At 71.2% G+C, this 17,712-nt stretch carries 17 protein-coding genes; 13 read left to right on the top strand and 4 right to left on the bottom strand.

Features of this window, described 5'->3' with window-relative positions; translation table 11 throughout:
- Positions 1-83 precede the first annotated feature (83 nt).
- From KPL60_RS35265 to mobF, 7 genes are all read left to right on the top strand, one after another.
- Positions 84-563, top strand: coding sequence for a WhiB family transcriptional regulator (locus KPL60_RS35265; protein ID WP_374228778.1), 480 nt, complete (start codon positions 84-86; stop codon positions 561-563).
- The gene (locus KPL60_RS29450; RefSeq protein WP_226367839.1) at positions 560-1,099 is read left to right on the top strand and encodes a hypothetical protein; all 540 of its coding nucleotides are present in this window, start codon (positions 560-562) and stop codon (positions 1,097-1,099) included. The genes KPL60_RS35265 and KPL60_RS29450 overlap by 4 nt, the downstream gene beginning before the upstream one ends.
- A gap of 2 nt (positions 1,100-1,101) precedes the next feature.
- Entirely contained in the window at positions 1,102-3,042 is a 1,941-nt protein-coding gene (locus KPL60_RS29445) for a type IV secretory system conjugative DNA transfer family protein (RefSeq protein WP_226367838.1), read from the top strand.
- Entirely contained in the window at positions 3,039-3,929 is an 891-nt protein-coding gene (locus KPL60_RS29440; RefSeq protein WP_226367837.1) for a hypothetical protein, read from the top strand. The genes KPL60_RS29445 and KPL60_RS29440 overlap by 4 nt, the downstream gene beginning before the upstream one ends.
- The gene (locus KPL60_RS29435) at positions 3,926-4,609 is read left to right on the top strand and encodes a hypothetical protein (protein ID WP_226367836.1); all 684 of its coding nucleotides are present in this window, start codon (positions 3,926-3,928) and stop codon (positions 4,607-4,609) included. Before KPL60_RS29440 ends, KPL60_RS29435 begins: the two co-directional genes overlap by 4 nt.
- Positions 4,606-5,493, top strand: a complete 888-nt coding sequence (locus KPL60_RS29430; RefSeq protein WP_226367835.1) for a hypothetical protein — start codon at positions 4,606-4,608, stop codon at positions 5,491-5,493. Before KPL60_RS29435 ends, KPL60_RS29430 begins: the two co-directional genes overlap by 4 nt.
- A gap of 202 nt (positions 5,494-5,695) precedes the next feature.
- On the top strand, positions 5,696-10,060 hold the full coding sequence (gene mobF, locus KPL60_RS29425) for a MobF family relaxase (protein WP_226367834.1): 4,365 nt from the start codon (positions 5,696-5,698) through the stop codon (positions 10,058-10,060).
- Positions 10,061-10,142: 82 nt separating this feature from the next.
- Here the strand turns inward: mobF and KPL60_RS29420 are convergent, their stop codons facing one another.
- Complete coding sequence (locus KPL60_RS29420) at positions 10,143-10,718, bottom strand: hypothetical protein (RefSeq protein ID WP_226367833.1); 576 nt, start codon at positions 10,716-10,718, stop codon at positions 10,143-10,145.
- A 502-nt stretch (positions 10,719-11,220) separates the two neighbouring features.
- Between KPL60_RS29420 and KPL60_RS29415 the strand changes: the two genes are divergently transcribed.
- The 5 genes from KPL60_RS29415 (at position 11,221) to KPL60_RS29395 (ending at position 14,610) form a co-directional block, all read left to right on the top strand.
- On the top strand, positions 11,221-12,066 hold the full coding sequence (locus tag KPL60_RS29415) for a hypothetical protein (protein ID WP_226367832.1): 846 nt from the start codon (positions 11,221-11,223) through the stop codon (positions 12,064-12,066).
- Positions 12,036-12,665 (top strand): hypothetical protein, encoded by a 630-nt coding sequence (locus KPL60_RS29410; RefSeq protein ID WP_226367831.1) that lies wholly within the window; start codon positions 12,036-12,038, stop codon positions 12,663-12,665. The genes KPL60_RS29415 and KPL60_RS29410 overlap by 31 nt, the downstream gene beginning before the upstream one ends.
- A 120-nt stretch (positions 12,666-12,785) precedes the next feature.
- The gene (locus KPL60_RS29405) at positions 12,786-13,706 is read left to right on the top strand and encodes a hypothetical protein (protein WP_226367830.1); all 921 of its coding nucleotides are present in this window, start codon (positions 12,786-12,788) and stop codon (positions 13,704-13,706) included.
- A 125-nt stretch (positions 13,707-13,831) separates the two neighbouring features.
- Positions 13,832-14,077 (top strand): hypothetical protein, encoded by a 246-nt coding sequence (locus KPL60_RS29400; RefSeq protein WP_226367829.1) that lies wholly within the window; start codon positions 13,832-13,834, stop codon positions 14,075-14,077.
- A 155-nt stretch (positions 14,078-14,232) separates the two neighbouring features.
- Positions 14,233-14,610 carry a hypothetical protein gene (locus tag KPL60_RS29395; protein WP_226367828.1) on the top strand — a complete coding sequence of 126 codons (378 nt, stop codon included), beginning with the start codon at positions 14,233-14,235 and terminating at the stop codon, positions 14,608-14,610.
- Positions 14,611-14,841: 231 nt separating this feature from the next.
- Here the strand turns inward: KPL60_RS29395 and KPL60_RS29390 are convergent, their stop codons facing one another.
- Genes KPL60_RS29390 through KPL60_RS29380 form a run of 3 tightly spaced genes read right to left on the bottom strand, consistent with a single transcriptional unit; the run spans position 14,842 to position 16,952 of the window.
- Positions 14,842-15,303 carry a nitroreductase/quinone reductase family protein gene (locus KPL60_RS29390; RefSeq protein WP_226367827.1) on the bottom strand — a complete coding sequence of 154 codons (462 nt, stop codon included), beginning with the start codon at positions 15,301-15,303 and terminating at the stop codon, positions 14,842-14,844.
- A gap of 48 nt (positions 15,304-15,351) precedes the next feature.
- Complete coding sequence (locus KPL60_RS29385; protein WP_226367826.1) at positions 15,352-16,347, bottom strand: alcohol dehydrogenase catalytic domain-containing protein; 996 nt, start codon at positions 16,345-16,347, stop codon at positions 15,352-15,354.
- Complete coding sequence (locus KPL60_RS29380; protein WP_226367825.1) at positions 16,344-16,952, bottom strand: NAD(P)-binding domain-containing protein; 609 nt, start codon at positions 16,950-16,952, stop codon at positions 16,344-16,346. The genes KPL60_RS29385 and KPL60_RS29380 overlap by 4 nt, the downstream gene beginning before the upstream one ends.
- A gap of 144 nt (positions 16,953-17,096) precedes the next feature.
- Between KPL60_RS29380 and KPL60_RS29375 the strand changes: the two genes are divergently transcribed.
- Positions 17,097-17,708 (top strand): TetR/AcrR family transcriptional regulator, encoded by a 612-nt coding sequence (locus KPL60_RS29375; protein WP_226367824.1) that lies wholly within the window; start codon positions 17,097-17,099, stop codon positions 17,706-17,708.
- The last annotated feature ends 4 nt before the right edge of the window (positions 17,709-17,712 follow it).

Here is a 17,712-nt window from a genome sequence, read left to right as displayed (position 1 = left end):
GACGGCCCGGCGACGGGTTCTTGGCGGGACACAGCCGCCGGGCCGCTCTCACCGCACATCAGCAGAAGGCAGGCGAGGAGACGATGGTAGAGCGACACGACGACCGATGGCGCGAGCGCGCGGGGTGCCTGTCGGTGGACCCCGAGCTGTTCTTCCCGGTTGCGGAGGACGGCGCCGCGCACTCGCAGCAGGTCACCCGCGCGAAGCGGGTCTGCGGCCGGTGCCCGGTGCAGGCCGCGTGCCTGGAGTGGGCGATCGAGTCCCAGCCGCACGGCATCGCCGGCGGGATGACGGCCGCCGAGCGCCGCCGGGCCCGCGCGGTCCGGCCCGCCCGGCGCGTCACCGCGTGCGGGGGTGAGGTCGTCTTCGAGGTTCCGGTCGGAGTCCGGCAGGTCCCGTCGCGGAGCCGGTCCCCGATCGTCGCCGACGGTCGGGCCGCCCTCGCGGGGGGCGTCTCGCGACGAGAGGTCGCGAAGGCGTTCGGGGTGTCCCGACGCACGGTCGACCGGTGGGCCGCAGGCGTGGCCGCCGCTGACACCAACCCGGGCGGGGGTCACCGATGAGCGCGTTCGACGTCTCCCCGACGACCACGGCGTCCGGCCGGATCCGCGAGCTGCTGCGGCGGATCGCGGTCGAGGCGTTCGGCTCGACCGAGACCGAGGTCCCGATCCCCGGGTTCACCGTGTTCACCGACCGCCGTCTCGACGACCCGTTCGCCGGGATCGGTGCGGCGTTGCTGATGCGCACGGTCGCTGAGGGGCAGCTCTACGAGTACGCCCGTGCCGCTCGTGCGGCGGGCCGGTCGTGGGACGACATCGGCGCAGCGCTGGATCTGCCGTCGGGGGAGTACCGGCCGGTGGGGGAGCAGGCGTTCGACTGGCTGGTCTGCGGCCGGGTCCCGGACTCGGAGCCGGAGGGGGTGCGGTCGTGGCGGACGCCGTCGGCGTACTGGCGCTGCCCGAGCTGCGACGGGGTGGTCACCGACCACGGCCCGTGCGGCTCGCACCCCGACGACATCGAGTCCGGCCACACCGACGGCTGTGCCCGGCACCGCGCGGACATCGCCGCGTGGACCGCCCGGACCGGGTGGGGCGACTGACGATGAGCATCCTGTTCAGCTCCACCAGCCTCGTCCTCGCCGCCTTCGCCGCGGGCGCCCTGTTCGCCTGGGCGCGCGGCGCCCGCGCCCTGGCCGCCGGCCTCGCCGTGGTCGCGCTGCTCCCGGCCGCGACGATCGTCACCGCCCTGTCCTGGCCCGCCCTCGTCGCCGTGGTCGGGCTGGCGGGGGTGATCGTGTGGCACCGGTGGTCGCGTTCCTCGGCGACGGTGTCGCGGTGGGCTGCGCGGTCGCGCCGCAAGGTCGGCGTGGCCTCGTCGCTGGACATCGTCCGCCACGCCGGAACCCTCGCGGTCCGCCGCCGCACCGCCACGGTGCGCCCGTCCCTGGCCGGACTCCCGCGCTGGCAGCGGCTCCGGCTCGCCACCTCCGAGGCTGCGGTGGAGCTGTGCCGCACCGGCGTGTTGCGGGTGTGGGCGCTGGTCGAGGACGTCGTGATCGTCGTCGGCGGCCCCCGCACCGGCAAGACCGGCTGGCTCGCCGGGCGAGTCCTGGACGCCCCTGGCGCCGCGCTGGTGACCTCGACCCGCACCGACCTGCTCGACCTGTGCGGACCGTTGCGCCGCCAGGACCGGGGCGAGGTGTTCGTGTTCAACCCGGCCGGCCTCGGTGGTCGGGCGTCGACGATCACGTTCGACCCGCTGACTGGCTGCACCGACCCCGTCACCGCCACCGAGCGCGCCACGGACATGCTCGCCGCCGTCGCCTCCGGCTCGGGCGGGGACCGCGAGTTCTGGGACGGCCAGGCCCGTCGCGTCCTCGCCGCCCTGCTGCACGCCGCCGCCCTCGGCGGCAAGCGGATGGCCGACGTCCTCGGATGGGTCGCCGACCCCGACACCGCCGGCCGCGAGGTCCCCGCGCTGCTGCGCCGCTCGGGGGTGACCGCGTTCGAGCAGGACGTCATGCAGTTCCTCACCACCAACGAGCGCACCCGCTCCTCGATCACCTCCAGCGTCATGCCCGCCCTCGGATGGCTCACCCACCCCGCAGCCGCAGCAGCCGCCGAGCCGGGGGAGGGATTCGACGTCGCGCGCCTCCTCGACGACCGCGCGACGGTGTTCCTGCTCGGCGCCGAGGAAGCCCAGACCGCACCCCTGGTGTGCGCCCTCACCGGACACATCGCCCGCGAGGCCCGCCGCCTCGCCGCCGGACAGCCCAAGGGCCGGCTGGACCCGCCGCTCGGACTGTTCCTCGACGAGGCCGCCCTCATCTCCCCGGTCCCCCTCGAATCGTGGACCGCGGACATGGGCGGCCGGGGCGTGACGATCCTGTGCGCGTTCCAGTCCCGCGCCCAGCTCCTCGCCCGCTGGGGAGAGCACAAGGCCGCAACGATCCTGAACAACACCGCCGCCGTCATGATCTTCGGCGGGACCCGGGACAAGGCAGACCTGGAGTTCTGGTCCACCCTGGCCGGGGAGCGCGACGAGCGGGTCACCACGACCGACGACCACGGCCGCGTCGCCTCGCGCAGCGTGCGGAAGGTGCCGGTGTTGGCTCCGGCGCAGATCGCGAATCTGCCCGCGGGGCGGGTAGTGGTGATCCGGCGCGGCATCGCCCCGGTGATCGGTCGGGCGCAGATGGCGTGGAAGCGGCGCGACGTCCGGCGTCGGGCGCGGCTGCTGGCGCGGATCGAGGCGGAGACCCGCTGGCACCGCCGCGGCGAGGCTCTGCGCGCCTGGACGGACCAGCAGCTCGGACACGCCCTCACCGTGCTCGCTGCGCGGTGGCCGGAACGGTTCGGCGAGGTGGCGGAGCGGGTGCGGTCGTCCAACGCGATGTTCGCGGAGCTGCGCGCGATCCGCCGGAGCGGCGAGCACGACCAGGCCGTCGAGGCGACGGCGCTGCTCGAGCCAGGCCCGCACGGTGAGGGCGGTCGTCCGGCCGGCCCGGCCGATGGCGCGGGTGACGGGCGGTGGACCCGATGAGCGGGCGCTACGAGATGTGGACCCCGTCCCAGGCCGTCGACCGGCTCGCCGCCGACCTCCCCGGAGGCCGGGCGGACGCCGAGCAGGTCGTCGCGTCCTACCTGCGGGACGCGACCGGTGCGCACGGCCGGCCGTCGTCGGGGTGGCGGCTGGACGAGTTCGACCTCGACGACGCCCGCGCCCGGTTCGGGTGGGTCGACTTCGCGGGCGGGGAGACCGTCGCCCAGGCCCGCACCCGTGCCGATGCCGCCGCGATTGCGGCGCTGCGGGAGGCGCGGGGGACGTCGGCGATCACCGACCGGACCCGGCTGTTCGGGCTGCACTCCGACGCCGAGATGTGGGGCTACCGCGCCCACACAGTCGGGCTCGACGAGCTGACCAACACCACGGCGTGTGACCCGCAGCCGCGGCTCGTGACCGTCGCGCGGGAGGGGCGCGAGCGCTCGCACCGCGAGGCCACCGCCGTCCATGACGCCCGCCAGGCCGCCGCCGAGGCGGCGGCCGAGGTCGCCGCGCTCGACGAGCACTCGAACGACCGGGCTGCCGACGACGGTCCCGCTGACCAGAGCGAGGCGGACCGGGTGGACCCGAACGATGACCGCGACCGTACCGCGCAGGACGCCCGCGTCGAGACGATCACCTACGAGCGAGGCGACCGGGAACGGGTTCTCGACGAGGGCCCGGGGTCGTTCGTGGGCGGTCTGTGGTTCACCCCGGACCCGGCCGTGGAGGGCGGGGTCCGGCCGCTGACCGATACGGAGATACGGCGGGTCTCGGACCTGGTCCGTGCGACGCAGGTCGAGGCGCTGGCCGACGATCTGGCGCCCCGAGACATCCCGTCGTCCGCTCCGCGGGCCGACGTCGACGCGACGGAGTGGGGCCGATGAACACGCCCCCGCACCCCGACACCTCCTCGAAGGCGGACGGTCCGACCGGTGTCGCGGTCGCCGGGCTGGCCCGGCAGGTCGACGACCTGAACCGCAGGCTCGACGCGCTCGGTCCCGTCAACGGACGGATCGACGAGTTGACCCAGGTCGTGGCGGAGCTGAGCCAGACCCTCGCGACGGTCGCCGCGCGGCGGCGGCCGGCCCCGGCCCCGTCGTGGCTGCTCGCCCCGACCGAGCCGGACAAGGTCGCGGCACTGCTCGACGAGCTGACCGGGTGGCTTCGGGTGGTGTTCCTGCGCTACCCCGACGGTGCTGCGGTCGTGCCGGAGTGCTGGGCCTGGCACGCCGACGTCGTCGAGGAGCTGCTGTGGCTCATGCACGCCTGGTGCGCCGCCTACCAGGGCCCCGACGCCTCGGTGCAGCTCGCCGGGGACTGGCACGACCGCCAGCGGCCCGGGGTGGTCAACCGGCTCCGCAAGTCCGTCGGGTCGTGCTCGATCGAGAGGCACCAGACCCGACCCGGGTGGGGTGCCCCGCCCGGGGCTCCGCCGACGGTGCCGGGGGAGCAGCACGCGTCGCTGATCACCGCGTGGTGGGCGAACGGACGCGAGCAGGCGCCACCCGAGCCGGGGACCACCGCCGCTGCGGCGTCCGGCCCGATCGGCGGTGCGCTCGGATGACGGCCACCGGAACACGGAGCGGTCGCGCCGGCCGGGCCGCGATCTGGCTGCCGGGCCTGGCCGTCGCGGTCGGGGCCGCGGTCGCGACGGCGCACGGCCTGTTCGAGGTCGCGCTCGCCGCGCGGGTCCCGGCCGGGATCGCCTGGATCTACCCACTGATCACCGACGGCCTCGCACTGGTCGCCTACACCGCCACGGCCCGGCTGTCCGGGTCGGCGGCCCGCTACGCCTGGTCGGTGGTGATCGTCTCGGCTGGGCTGTCGGGGCTCGCGCAGGCGGTCTACCTCGCTTCCGACACCGTCACCGCGGGTGGGGAGCTGGCCGTGAGCGCCGCGCTGCGGTTCGGGGTCGGGGCGTGGCCCGCGATCGCCGCCGCCGTCGTCGCGCACCTGCTCTACCTCCTCGCCGAGAACGACACCGGCGAGCAGCCTGAGCACCACGACCGGCAGGCGCCGGGCGGCGCGGCCGGATGTCGTGTCCGGGCGACGATCACCGTCCCGCCGTCCGGCCGGACACCGGCGGGACAGCCCGACGAGGTGGGACACGGTCCGGCTGTCCCGCCCGCGCTGGACGGACCGGTGATCCCGGGCCCGCCGCGGCCGGTGTCCCACCCTGCCCCGCGCCCCGCCGTCCGGCCGGAGGGCTCCGGCCCGGGTGGGACGGGCGGGTCGGGTGCGGGCGCGCAGGAGCGCGCCCGCACCACCGCCCAGACCCACCGTCAGCGCCACGGAGCCCTCCCGACGGTGCGCGAGCTGCAGGACCTGGCTGACGTCGGCCGGGGCACTGCTGCCCGCGCCCTCCAGCAGCTCCGCGACACCCCACCGCAGACCGCGAGCGGCCTGCACCTCGTCCCCGACGAGCCCCAGAACAGGACCACTCGATGAGCGCCAGCAGCGAGAAGACCACCGCGACCGAGCAGAACGCCAGAACCGAGAGCGACTACCCCGAACAGAGCAACAAGAGCCCAAGATCAAAAGCAGCACACCGATGCATCACGATCCGAGGGGGCGGGCCGGCCTCCGGCCGGCCACGCCGCAGGACCTGTGCCGTCGACCGCGACCAGGCCCCGACCACGATCGTTTCGGGGTGGTCGGGGTGCTGAGCATCTCCTCGGGCTACAGCCCGGAGTACTTGTTGAAGGAGGTTGCGACCGGGCGGGAGAACTACTACACCGGCGCGGTTGCCGAGGGCGAGCCGCCGGGGCGTTGGTGGGGCGCGGGTGCGGAGAAGCTCGGCCTGCGTGGTCTGGTGGACGCCCAGGACATGCGGGCGGTCTACGAGCGGTTCATCGACCCTCGGGACGCCGCGTTCGGGGACCCGCAGCGGTGGGACAGTGCGGCGACGTTGGGACACGTGGGACGTAAGTACCGGACGGCCGAGGAGCTGTACGAGCAGGCGTTGGAACGCGAGCCGGACGCCGCCGCGGAACGCCGCGCGGAGCTGCGTACCGAGGCGGGCAAGGCGGCCCGGCACAATGTGGCGTTCTTCGACATCACGTTCAGCGTGCAGAAGTCGGTGACGCTGCTGCACACCGCGTTCGAGGCCCGTGAGGTCGCTGCCCGCAACGCGGGCGACGAGGAGACCGCCGCGGCGTGGGGCCAGTTCCGCACGGCGGTCGAGGACGCGATCTGGGCGGGCAACAACGCCGCCCTGGCCTACTTGCAGGACAAGGCCGGTTACACCCGGGTCGGGCATCACGGCGGCGCGGCCGGCCGCTACGCCGACGCCCACGAGTGGACCGTGGCGTCGTTCTTCCAGCACGACTCCCGCGACGGGGACCCGCAACTCCACATCCACAACGGCACCCTGAACCGGGTGCAGGGACCGGACGGGCAGTGGCGCACCCTCGACGGCCGCTCGCTGTACCGGTGGCGCCCGGCCGCGGCAGCGGTAGCGGAGCGCACGACCGAGGAGACGCTGGCCTACACCCTGGGGACGCTCGCGGTGACGCGTCCGGACGGGAAGTCCCGGGAGATCCTCGGCGTGCCGGACGGGGCGATGTCGCTGCTGTCCTCGCGCCGGCACAAGGTGACCGCGAAGACCGCGGAGCTGTTCGAGGCGTTCGAGGACCGTTACGGCCGCGCCCCGAACTCCGCCGAGCGCGATCGGCTGTCCCGGCAGGCGACGTTCGCCACGCGGGCGGCGAAGTCCCACGACGGGCAGACCCGGGAGGAGTTCCTGGATGAGACCGCGGCGAAGCTGCGCGCGGACATCGACGGCGGGCTGGCCGGGATCGCCGACACCGCCCTCGCCGCGCGCCGCGAGGGCGTGGCGCCGCAGACGTTCAATCCGACCGCGGTCGTGGAGATCGCGGTCGCCGACGTGCGGGACCGCAAGGCCGGCTGGACTCGCGCCGATCTCACCCGGGCGGTGAACGCGGCCCTGCCGGACTACCTCGGCGTCCCCGACGGTGCTGATGTGGCGACGCTGTTGGATCAGCTCACCGACGTCGCGTTGGAGCACCTGGTCGACCTCGACGCCGCCGAGCCCGGCGAGGACTTGCTGCCTGCCGACATGCGGACCGCGAACGGGGAGTCGGTGTTCCGCGCGCCGGGCGGGCGGCTCTACACCACGACCGACCAGATCCGCTCCGAGCGGATCCTGTTGGCGGCGACCGCCGCCCACGACGGCACCGCGCTCACCCGCGGCGCGGCGGACCGCTTCGTCGACCGGCTCCGGACCGACGGCATCGAGCTGGGTGTCGACCAGGCCGCGGCGGTGCGCGGGATCCTGACCTCCGGTGCTCGCGTCGAGACTCTCGTCGGGCCCGCGGGGACCGGGAAGTCGTTCGTGGTCGGCGCCCTGGCGAGGGCGTGGAGCGACCCGACCCTGCCCACCGGACCCGACGGCGCCCCGCCCGCCGCGCCGCGGCGGGTGTTCGGGTTGGCGACCAGCCAGAAGGCCACCGAGGTCCTGACCGCCGAAGGGCTGACCGCGGCGAACATCGCCCGCTGGTCGGCCACCCAGGCCCGCCTCGACGCCGCACCGGCCGAGCGCCGCACCCGCGACGGTGACGAGGCGTGGCGGCTGGGAGAGGGCGACCTCGTTGTGGTCGACGAGTCCGCGATGACCGACACCGCGTCGCTGGACGCGATCCACGCCCGGGTCCAGGCGGCCGGGGCGAAGCTGCTGCTCACCGGTGACCACCGCCAGCTCTCCGCGGTCGGCGCCGGCGGCGCGATGGACCTGCTCGCCACGGCGGGGTCGAGCTACGAGCTGACCGACGCCCGCCGGTTCAGCGCCGGGTGGGAACGAGGCGCCTCGCTGCGGCTGCGCGAGGCCGACCAGACGGTGTTGCAGGACTACCACCAGCACGGCCGCCTCCTCGACGCCGGAGACCGCGACGGCGCGGAAGAATCCGCCGCGCGGGCGTGGCTGGCCGACACCCTCTCCGGTAAGAAATCGCTGCTACTGGTCGATTCCAACGACCAGGCCGCCCGCGTCTCCGCAAGCGTTCGGGCCGAGCTCGTCCGGCTCGGCCGGGTCGCCGAGACCGGCGTGGGGTTGGGGATGCAGGGGACCGTGGCCGGGGTCGGGGACCTGGTCGAGGCCCGCGCGATCGACTGGACCCTGGCCGGGTACGAGGGCAACCGGCGGCCGGTGATGAACCGCGACCTGTTCCGAGTCACCGCGGTCCGCGACGACGGCGCACTGGAGGTCACCACCGACACCCACGGCACCGGGACCGGAGACCGCATGGTCCTGCCGGCCGCCTACGTCGCCGAGCACCTCGCGCTCGGCTACGCCGGAACCACCCACGCCGGGCAGGGCGCGACGGTCGACACCACCCACAGCGTCGTCACCCCCGCGACCCGCGCGAACTCCCTCTACGTCGGCATGTCCCGCGGCCGGGACTGCAACACCGCCCACGTCACCACCCACACCGGCCCCGACGACCTCGCCGACGGCACCCCGCAGGCGCACAGCATCCACCGCAGCCCCGTCGCCGCGGTCGCGACGATCCTCGACGGCGCCGACCAGGCCGTCGCCCAGTCCGCTCTCGCCACCGAGGCCGCCTCGACCGAGCGGGCGGCCAGTGCGGCGACCGCGGCCGAGCGGCTCGCCGACGGCGCACAGCGGGTCGCCACCGCGCGCACCGCGCATTCGCTCGACCAGCTCGTCGCCACCGGGGCCCTGACCGCCGACGAGCGGGCGCAGCTCGCCGCGGAGGATGGCACCGCCGCCCTGACCCGCATCCTGCGCCGCGCCGAGCTGGCCGGGCACGACCCGCACACCGTGCTCACCGACGCCGTGCAGCGCGGACCGCTGTTCGGGTCGCGCAGCGTCGCGAACGTGCTCTACTCCCGCATCCGCGACTCGCACCGCTTCGACCCGGTGGGGGAGCGCTGGACAGACTGGGTGCCGCGCACCGACGAGGACAGCTGGAACACCTACCTGCAGGTGCTGGCCGAGGCGGCCGACCAGCGCGCTGCCCGACTCGGCGCCGACGCGGTCGCGGAACCGCCGCGGTGGGCGGTGGACGCCTTCGGGGAGCCTCCGGCCGACCAGCAGGCGCGCCAGCGGTGGCAGAGCGCCGTCGGGCAGGTCGCGGCCTACCGGGAGGTCCGCGGCCATGACGACGACACCGACCCGCTCGGCCCGGCGCCGCAGCCGGGGCAGGTCGAGCAGTTCGCCGCGCACCGCGCCGCGTGGCGGGCGCTGGGCCGCCCGGAGGTCGAACGCGAGCACCTGGAGCTGTCCAACGGCCAGCTCCGGATTCGCGTGCGCGCCTACGAGCGCGAGCTGGCCGCGGCACCCCGCTACGTCGGCAACGAGCTTGCCGGAACCCGCCAAGCCGCCGCACGCTACGAGCAGGACGCCGCCCTACGCCGCGCCGAAGCCGAGAACACCGACCAACAGGTCGAGCGCGAACGCCTCACCATCGAGGCCGAGCAGGCCGCAGCCCTGGCACGCTCGCTCACCGAGCGGGCCGAGGAACTGCAGCAGGTCGACGACGCCCGGGGCCTGTGGCTGCTCCACACCACTCAGACCCGGTTGCAGGCGGAGTTGTCCAAAGCCGAGTTGGCCTCCCGCGACGCCACCGACGACCCGGCTGACCACGTCACTGCCGAGGAATGGATGACCGCCCACCTGGTCGCCCAGGCCGAGGACGAGCAGCACCGCGAGATCACCGACGCCGACCTCGTCGACGACCTCGACCCCGCCGAACACGACGACGCCGCGACACACGAGGCGAACCTCCACGACGCGCCCCGGTCCGGCGCCTCGGAGGACGTCGTCCGGGTCCCGACCGCGGACGAGGCCGCCGACTCGGTCGCCCAGGCCGGGCGGGTACTCGACGAGATCGCCTACCGCGACGCCCTCGACGCGCAGGACGGCGAACAGCACGACCGCCACCAGCAGCTCACCCAATGGCACTACGACGACCAGACCGCCGAACAGGCCAACGCCCACGACGCAGAGGACCAGCTGGAACCGTCCGGTCTGTAGCTGCTCGGGACGAGACGGGGCGGGGAGCCGACGACTTGGTCGGCTCCCCGCCCTCGTTCCGTCCACCGGCTGCGGTGTGCCGCTACACGGCCGGCCGCTGGCGGTCGGCCAGTGTGCGGATGTGCTCCCAGTGGCGCACCGACTCGTCCAGCTCGCGCTCCTCCCGACTGTGCTTGGCTGCCAGTAGCGCCGGACGCGACCGATCCACCGGCAGGCAGTAGACCTCTGAGCCCGGCACGACCGCCCCGGACTCGTCGCGGTCCGGAATCCCGATCGGCGGCTCCGCCCGCACCCCCAGCAGCCACGACAGCCCCTGCCAGACGCCGCAGCACTGCACCCGATGCGTCGCCACCGTCGGCCCCGGCAGCGCCCCGAGCCGCTGCCAATCCTGCGCCGTCGGCTCGGGCCGTCCCGCCGCGACCGACAGCGCCGCCCAGGACTCGCCCCGCACGAACTCCCAGCTCGGCGGGACCGACCGCACCGTCACCGGCGTCTGTCGCTCGGCCGGCCGCAGGATCCAGTCCAGGGCGACGAACACCCCCAACGCGCTGTCCTCAGCGGCGACGGTCGCCACCTGGTGCGCGTTCCACCAGCAGTCCCGCACCTGCTGCTCGGCAGGGACCACCCACCCGGGCAGCGGACCGATGCTCTGGCTCATGGCGCGAGTATGCGACCGAGCACCGACAGAACCGGGCCAACACCGTGGGGCTCCGCCCCACACCCCGGCCCTCGCCGGGCAGGCAGGTCTCCGAGATGTGCGCCCGGGCGACCCGCTGCGGTCTGGTCGTGGGAGGCGGTGGTTCGCGCCATCGCGACGACCTCCCGAAGGGCTATCACACCCAGAACAGGGGGCAAGCCTGACGAGGTGGCCGGGTCGCAGCGGCGCCCAAACCCGGGGCGCCGGCTGTAAGTGGTCGAGTAGGTGGGGCGGTTGCCCCCTGCTCTGGGCGTGATCGGGCTGCGCCAGGTCGACGAGATGGCGCGAACAACTACCGTGGGAAACGCTCAGAACTCGCCTGCACGGGTGATGCAGGCAGACCACCGGAGCAGGCCGTAGGCACTCGGTCGCGAATCCATGAAAGTCGCTGACTTCGTAGGAAGTAGGGTATGTGTCGAAATGCCCGAGCAGTCGACCTCTAGATGATCACTAAGGAGGGGGCGTGGTCGATAACAGCGGTGGCCAGGTTCCTGGCCGTGAGGTCGTTTCGCATCTTCTTGTCCCCAGCGGAGGCCAATGCTGGCGTTGCCAGTCAAGGCCTGCCTCTACCGGCGAACACAAGTTTAAGCGTGCGAATCTCTCGCGACTCATGAAGCCGGGCGATCTCCTGTTATGGGGTGATGGCGAGAAACTTCACGAGATCCGAGGGAAGAGTGGAGTTAATCGGGACAGATATGGGGTTGTAAAGTTCCCCAAGTCAATGTGTGAGCCCTGCAACAATCAGTACTCACGAGAGTTCGATCTGGCATACGATAAATACTCCGTGTATATCGAGTCTACATGGGTGCGAGTGGCCCCGGGGTTCAACCTCCACGAGGTCTACGGTGAGGGCTGGGCCAAGGACGCATTGAATCTGGCTCGCTACTTTGCTAAGCACTTCGGCTGCCGAATGGCCAAGGACGGAATCCCCATCCCGGCGTCTCTGCGGGAATTTCTTGCGGGGGCAACGGATATGCCTGACGCTCGAATGTCGATCATCTCGACCGACTCTATTCATCGGAACTATGGTAAAGGCATGTCAATAAGTCCGAATTACGTCTGGACTGACGATGACGGCACGCGATTCACGGGAATGGTGGCGGCCGCGTATGTTCGCTCGATTGGTGTCAGGTACGAATGGCAAGTGGAAGGAATCCCTGATGAGTTGCGGTCGCAGTTCTTCGACTACCCATACCCAGTAATCAACTTCTTTCGCGACGATGATGATATGGCGCGAGGTATAACGAGGAAGCCTGGTCGTTTCGCGAGGTTCATGCAGTGGGCAAATACGCCGCCGGGGACTCGATGAAGGCCGAAACCGTAGACTCGATCATGGGTGAGTTTCACACGTTCCTGAACGACGCAGCTGGCGTTCTGGGGTACGCACTGACTGGGGTCCAGCTTTCGAGTCTTCAGTTCGAGGCCTCCTGTAAGCAGTTCGGCGATCAGGCTAGTGGCGTTCCCGTCGAGATGACAGTTCTCGTCGATGGCGAGGATGCAAGTCGTGTGGAGACCTTTCATGTGTGGAGGCAAGACGCAGTACGAGAGAATCTAGCTGACGGAGGGCTCGTCCAGGCTCAGATCGGCCATCAGTGGCTCCTGATGGTCTTTCATGCTTGGGAGGACGAGTACCGGCCTCGCTTGGCAGTCGCACGGCAGATGTCGATAGCAGAAGTCTCGGATCCTGTGCTGGGTGACCTGCGGCATATGCGGAACGATATTGTTCACCATCGCGGAGTGGCGACTCAGAAGAACTCGGGTCGATGCGAGCAGCTCAAATGGTTCAAGGCGGGCGAGCGAATGGTTATTGACCGTCAGATGGTCTGGCAGATCATGAACTACTTTGGCCTGACATTCCCTGCTCCTGAAGAGGGGCGACCCTACTATCTCTATCGGACGGAGTTCTGATCTATCTACATCGGTAGCGATAACGTCCGCTGGCCCGCCTTTCGTCGGCGTGCACCCCGACTCTTCCTGCATTGAGTCTAAAGGTGCTTACGTCCGGCTGGTCTGCGCTATGCTTGCACCGTGGACTCCCATGGCTCGCGGTTTGAGCTTTCTCGACGAGCAGATCCTCAGTTCTATACGGCCAACGTAGGTGGTTTGAGCTGGACGGTCATGGACTTCATGGCTGAGCATCGTCGCCTTGAGAGCTACGGCGTTGCGCTACTTGAACGGACGATCGCCACTCTGAACTCGGTGATTCCAGACGATCCGTCATTACCCGACGCTCAGGCAATGCACCGCTCCTGGGTGCAGGGGCCGGAATTCAACTTCGCAGACTCCGCCATCCTATTCTCGGGTCGTCGTGGTAGCGGGCCGTTCTATGCCGTGTGGGATACCAATATCCTTCTTGACTACTTCGAGCACGGATCCAGGTTATGGTCTGGCCGCGAGTTGCCGACGGAGCTGGATGACGAGTACCTCAGTGATCTTGAATGCCTTCAGCTTGTGATGGCCTTGTGGGCTATTCGCGACATTCGATTTGTCGTGCTGCGAGAGTCAGTGGATGACGCCAAGAAGAAGCTAAGCCAGGAACGTCGACTGCTGCGACGAAATGCTTTTGATGAGTTTGCGTGCGCGCTGGTATTGACGCCAGACGGAGACAGTGGCCACAATATCTCTCGGCACGGTCTCCTGGCTCTTCCTCGAACCGTCTTTGATGATGCGATGAACAATGTACCGCGAGGCCTGGACCGGCGCATGGTCTCGGCGGCGTGCCGCTATGGGGCGCACGCATACGTCACGCGAGACAAGAAAGTGCTGCGAGCCGCCCCTCATTTTCGGTCATTGGGACTGTCTATTATTAGCCCTGGCGATCTATTCGAAAGCCTACTCGCCGCCGGTGCGTTCAATTGCGTGCTAAACCCCCAGCTAGCCTATTGGCCCCTTCCGGATCAGCAGCGGGTTGCGCATCTGATCCGCGCCCTCCCGGACTACGACCTTTGATTGCCACATCGCGCGTAGTCTGCGGGATCGCTGGCTCGTGCGAACCTGCGGTAGACCTGCCGGCGAGCTGCGGAAGGGCACCGACGAAGCTGACATGTGAACGCCCTGAGCTGAACGGACTCCTGGTGAGCAAGGTCCGCGTAACGAGGATCGACGGCCCTCACGCGGGCATCCATGTCTTGTCCGACGAGCACGAGCTGGTGGAGCGGTTCGCCGTCCCCCAGTCGGAGTTCGGGAACCCGCTGCTGTCCCATCAGCTAGCTGGCGTGGACAGCGCCGTGTTGCGGGAGATCTACAGCTTAGTCGCCGAGGAGGGCGAGAAGCGCTACCGATACGCAGTCCACGAGATGAGTGGAGGACGCTCCGAGTGAGTCGGCGACGGGCAAAGGATACGGGTCCATGGATGCGCCCGCACGCCATCGACTTGACACCCCGTGGGCCAGGAGCGCCCACATCGCCGTCCCCGCGCGGTCCGTGGTGGCGGTCTGCCACCGTAACTGGTCTGATCGGCGCTTTGGCCGGTGTTGTGGCGACACTGGTCGGGACGAGCCTGTCGACGGCTCAAGCGGAGCGGACGTTCTACGGGGAGCAGCGCGCGGAGGCGTACTCGGAGTTCCTCACGGTCACGAACGACGCGACGGATGCGCTGCAAGCGGCAGCGCGGGAGATCCCGGACGGATCAATCGGCAACCGGGCCAACGCCGAGACGCGAACTAAGGTGTTCAACGCTTACCAGCGGGTCCGCCTCGTCGGAACCGAGGAGGCAGAGGATCGAGCCTCGCGGTACTTCATCGTGCTGTTGTCGCGGGCAGCGGCGGGGGACGGCGACTACCGCGACGCACTCGTTGCGGCCCGGACGGAGTTCTTCAACCAGGCGCGTGCCGATCTGGCGCCCGGTGGCTGAGCTGGTCAACGACGCGTGGCATCACCGGTGGTGCGAACCACGGTCCGGCAGTGTTGCCCGTGTTGCCGAGGCACCCCGCTCCGTGGCTGTTGCCGCAGGTACGAGGCTCGTGTTCAGCGTCGAGACCAACTTGTAAGCGGTAGGTCGTCGGTTCGATCCCGACCTCCGGCTCCATGTCCGACCTGCGGTCACCTCCGGCGGTGGATCCCTGCGGCGAGGTTCGTCGGCAGGTCAGGCCGTGACGGGTTCGAGCAGCACCAACGGCACCTCGCGGTCGCCGAGGCGGACGGCGCGCTCGCGCAGGTCGACGAAGAACGGGTACAGCTCGTCGGCGTAGGCGAGCCAGTCCGCTCGCTCGGCGCCCTCGGCGGTGCGTGCGGTCATCAGCGCCCGGCGGGCCCCGTCCTGGAGCTGCGCGGTGTGGTGGGCCATCAGGTTGTGGAACCAGCCCGGGTGCCGGGCCTGCCCACCGGCCGACGCGCCGAGGGCGTAGACACCGCCGCGCTCGATCCGCATCAGGGCGGTCTTGCGCAGCGTGCCCGACCGCGCGCCGCGGGTGGTCAGGATGACGACAGGTCCGCCCAGCATGGTCGCGCCCTCCCTGCCGTCGGTGCGCTCGTAGAGCTCGACCTGTTCGCGGGTGGCGGGGTCGGAGCTGGGGGCGTACTCGCCGTCCAGCAGGTCCGGTGTCATGTCGGGTCGTTCCTTCCGTCGGTGGGGCCCGGGCCGGACGGGCCGGGGTCAGAGAGTGATCACGGTCTTGCCGACCGTCCGGCGGCTCTCGACGAGCGTGTGCGCGGTCCGCATGGTCTCGGGGGTCAGTCCGCGAAGGGTCGTCGTGCCGATCGGGCGCAGGCGTCCGGCGGCGACGTCGTCCGCCGCGCGGGCGAGGATCCGGCTCTGGCGAGCGGCATCGCCGCCGGTGACGATCGTGCTGAACACCATCTCGCCGTGCAGCGACAGCGACCTGCCGGCGACCGCCTCCATGTCCCAGCGTCCGGGCGCGTCGACGAAGGCGAGGTGCCCGAACGGGCGCAGCAGATCGACGATCGAGGCGAGCCGGCTGCCGGTGTCCGAGGTGGACAGCACGAGGTCGACGGCGCCGATCCCGGCGTCGCGCAGCTGTGCGGCGAGGTCGCCGTGGTGGTCGACGACGAGATCGGCCCCCATGGCGGTGGCCCACTCCCGTGACTCGGGCCGGGACGCCGTGCCGATCACGAACGTCGACGTCCACGCCGCGAGCAGCTGTGTGGCCATCGAACCCACACCGCCGGCGCTGCCGATGACCAGGACGTTCCCGACACCGGCGGGCGGTGCGTCGCGGTCGCGGGCCAGTGCCTCCCATGCGGTGAGCACACCGATCGGCAGGGAGGCGGCGTCGGCGAACGTGAGCTCGTCGGCGATCGGGGCGACGACTCGATGATCGACCGCGACGCGTTCGGCCCAGCTCCCGTCGCGGGTGATGTCGCCGGTGCCCATGACCCGGTCCCCGATCGCGAATCCGGTGGCCGCGGGCCCGGTCGCGACGACGACGCCGGCGAACTCCCACCCGAGGACGACGCGGCCGCCCGGCGGCGCACTGCGGGTCCGCCGGATCGCCGCCTCGCCGGGGTTGATGCCGATCGCCCGCACCTCGACCAGCAGGTCACCGGCACGCAACCGCGGTTCGGTGACGTCGACCAGGTCGATGGCGAACGCGTCGAGCGGGTGCGCCCGTTCGTAGGCGAGTGCCTTCACCGCGCTTCTCCGGCCGGGTCCTGCCGCAGGGCGTGCAGGGCCGAGAGCGGGCCGCCGACCTGCATCAGCCGCCCGCCGTCGCGCAGCGTTCCGGCGTCGACCGGCGCGAACCCCATGCGGTCGGCGACGTCGTGGAACGTGGCCTTGGCCGCGGCGTCGTCGCCGGCGTAGAACAGCAGCTGCCGTCCCTTCGGGTGTCGGGGGTCGGCGGCGATGTAGCGGGCGTAGAGGGTGTTGAACGCCTTGACCACGCGTGCGCCGGGAGCCAGCGTCGCGACGAGCTCGCTCGGCGTCACCGCACCGGGATCGACGCCCGCCGCCTCCGTCATCCGGTTCGTCGTGTCCACCAGGATGCGGCCGTCCCAGGGCGGGAGCCCGGCCAGTGCGTCGCCGACCCGCGGCCACGGCACGGTCAGGAACACCATGTCCGCCCGCGCGGCCTCGTCGACCGGCGCCGCCCGCGCCGACGGCCCCAGCCGCGCCACGACATCGCGCAGCGAGCCGGGGCCGCGGCTGTTGCTCAGGGTCACGGCGTGCCCCGCCGCCACCAGATGACCGGCGACGGCCTCCGCGACCGTTCCGGCGCCGATGGTTCCGAACCGCATGACGACCTCCTTTTGATGATGACTCACATCAATAACTACACGACGGCAGGCGGGTGTCGTCAAGTCGGGCGGACCGTTTTGATGGTGGTCATCATCGACTGCGGACTAGACTCCGCCCGGGTTCTCGCCTGGGAGGTGGTCGACGTGCCCCGCGTCACACGGGAGCAGAAGCAGCGCAACCGCGAGCGGATCCTGGCCGCAGCGGGCGAGGGTTTCCGGCTGCGCGGCATCGACGGCACGGGCATCGAAGGGCTGATGAAGTCGGCGGGCATGACCCACGGCGGCTTCTACAACCACTTCGCGTCCAAGAGCGACCTCGCCGTCGAGGTCCTGCACCAGGGGTTCGTCGACTCGCTGGCGGCGCTCGACGCCATCCGCGCGGCGCACGCCGGCTCGGCGCGCGCAGCCCTGCACGGCATGGTCGACCAGTACATCGACGCCGAGCACCGCGACCACCCCGAGACCGGATGCCCCTCGGCCGCGCTCGTCTCCGACGCCGGGCGGCACGACACCGCCGCGCAGGCCGAGTACCGCCGCGGCCTGGACGGCTACTTCGAGGCCATCGCGGAGATGGTGATCGAGTGCGGCCGCGAGTCCGGTACCGAGATCGCCCCGGTCGAGGCCAGGGAGCAGGCGGTGGCGCTGTTCAGTCAGATGGTCGGCGCGCTCCTGCTCTCCCGCGCGGTCGCCGACGTCGCCCCCGACCTGTCGGACGAGGTCCTCGCGACCAACCGGAACCGCCTCACGGGCCGGTGAGCAT

It is taken from the genome of Pseudonocardia sp. ICBG162 (genome assembly GCF_020496225.1).
Taxonomy (GTDB): Bacteria; Actinomycetota; Actinomycetes; order Mycobacteriales; family Pseudonocardiaceae; genus Pseudonocardia; species Pseudonocardia alni.
Note: the sequence above shows the minus strand (reverse complement) of the source record. Positions and strands in the feature narration are given on the sequence as shown.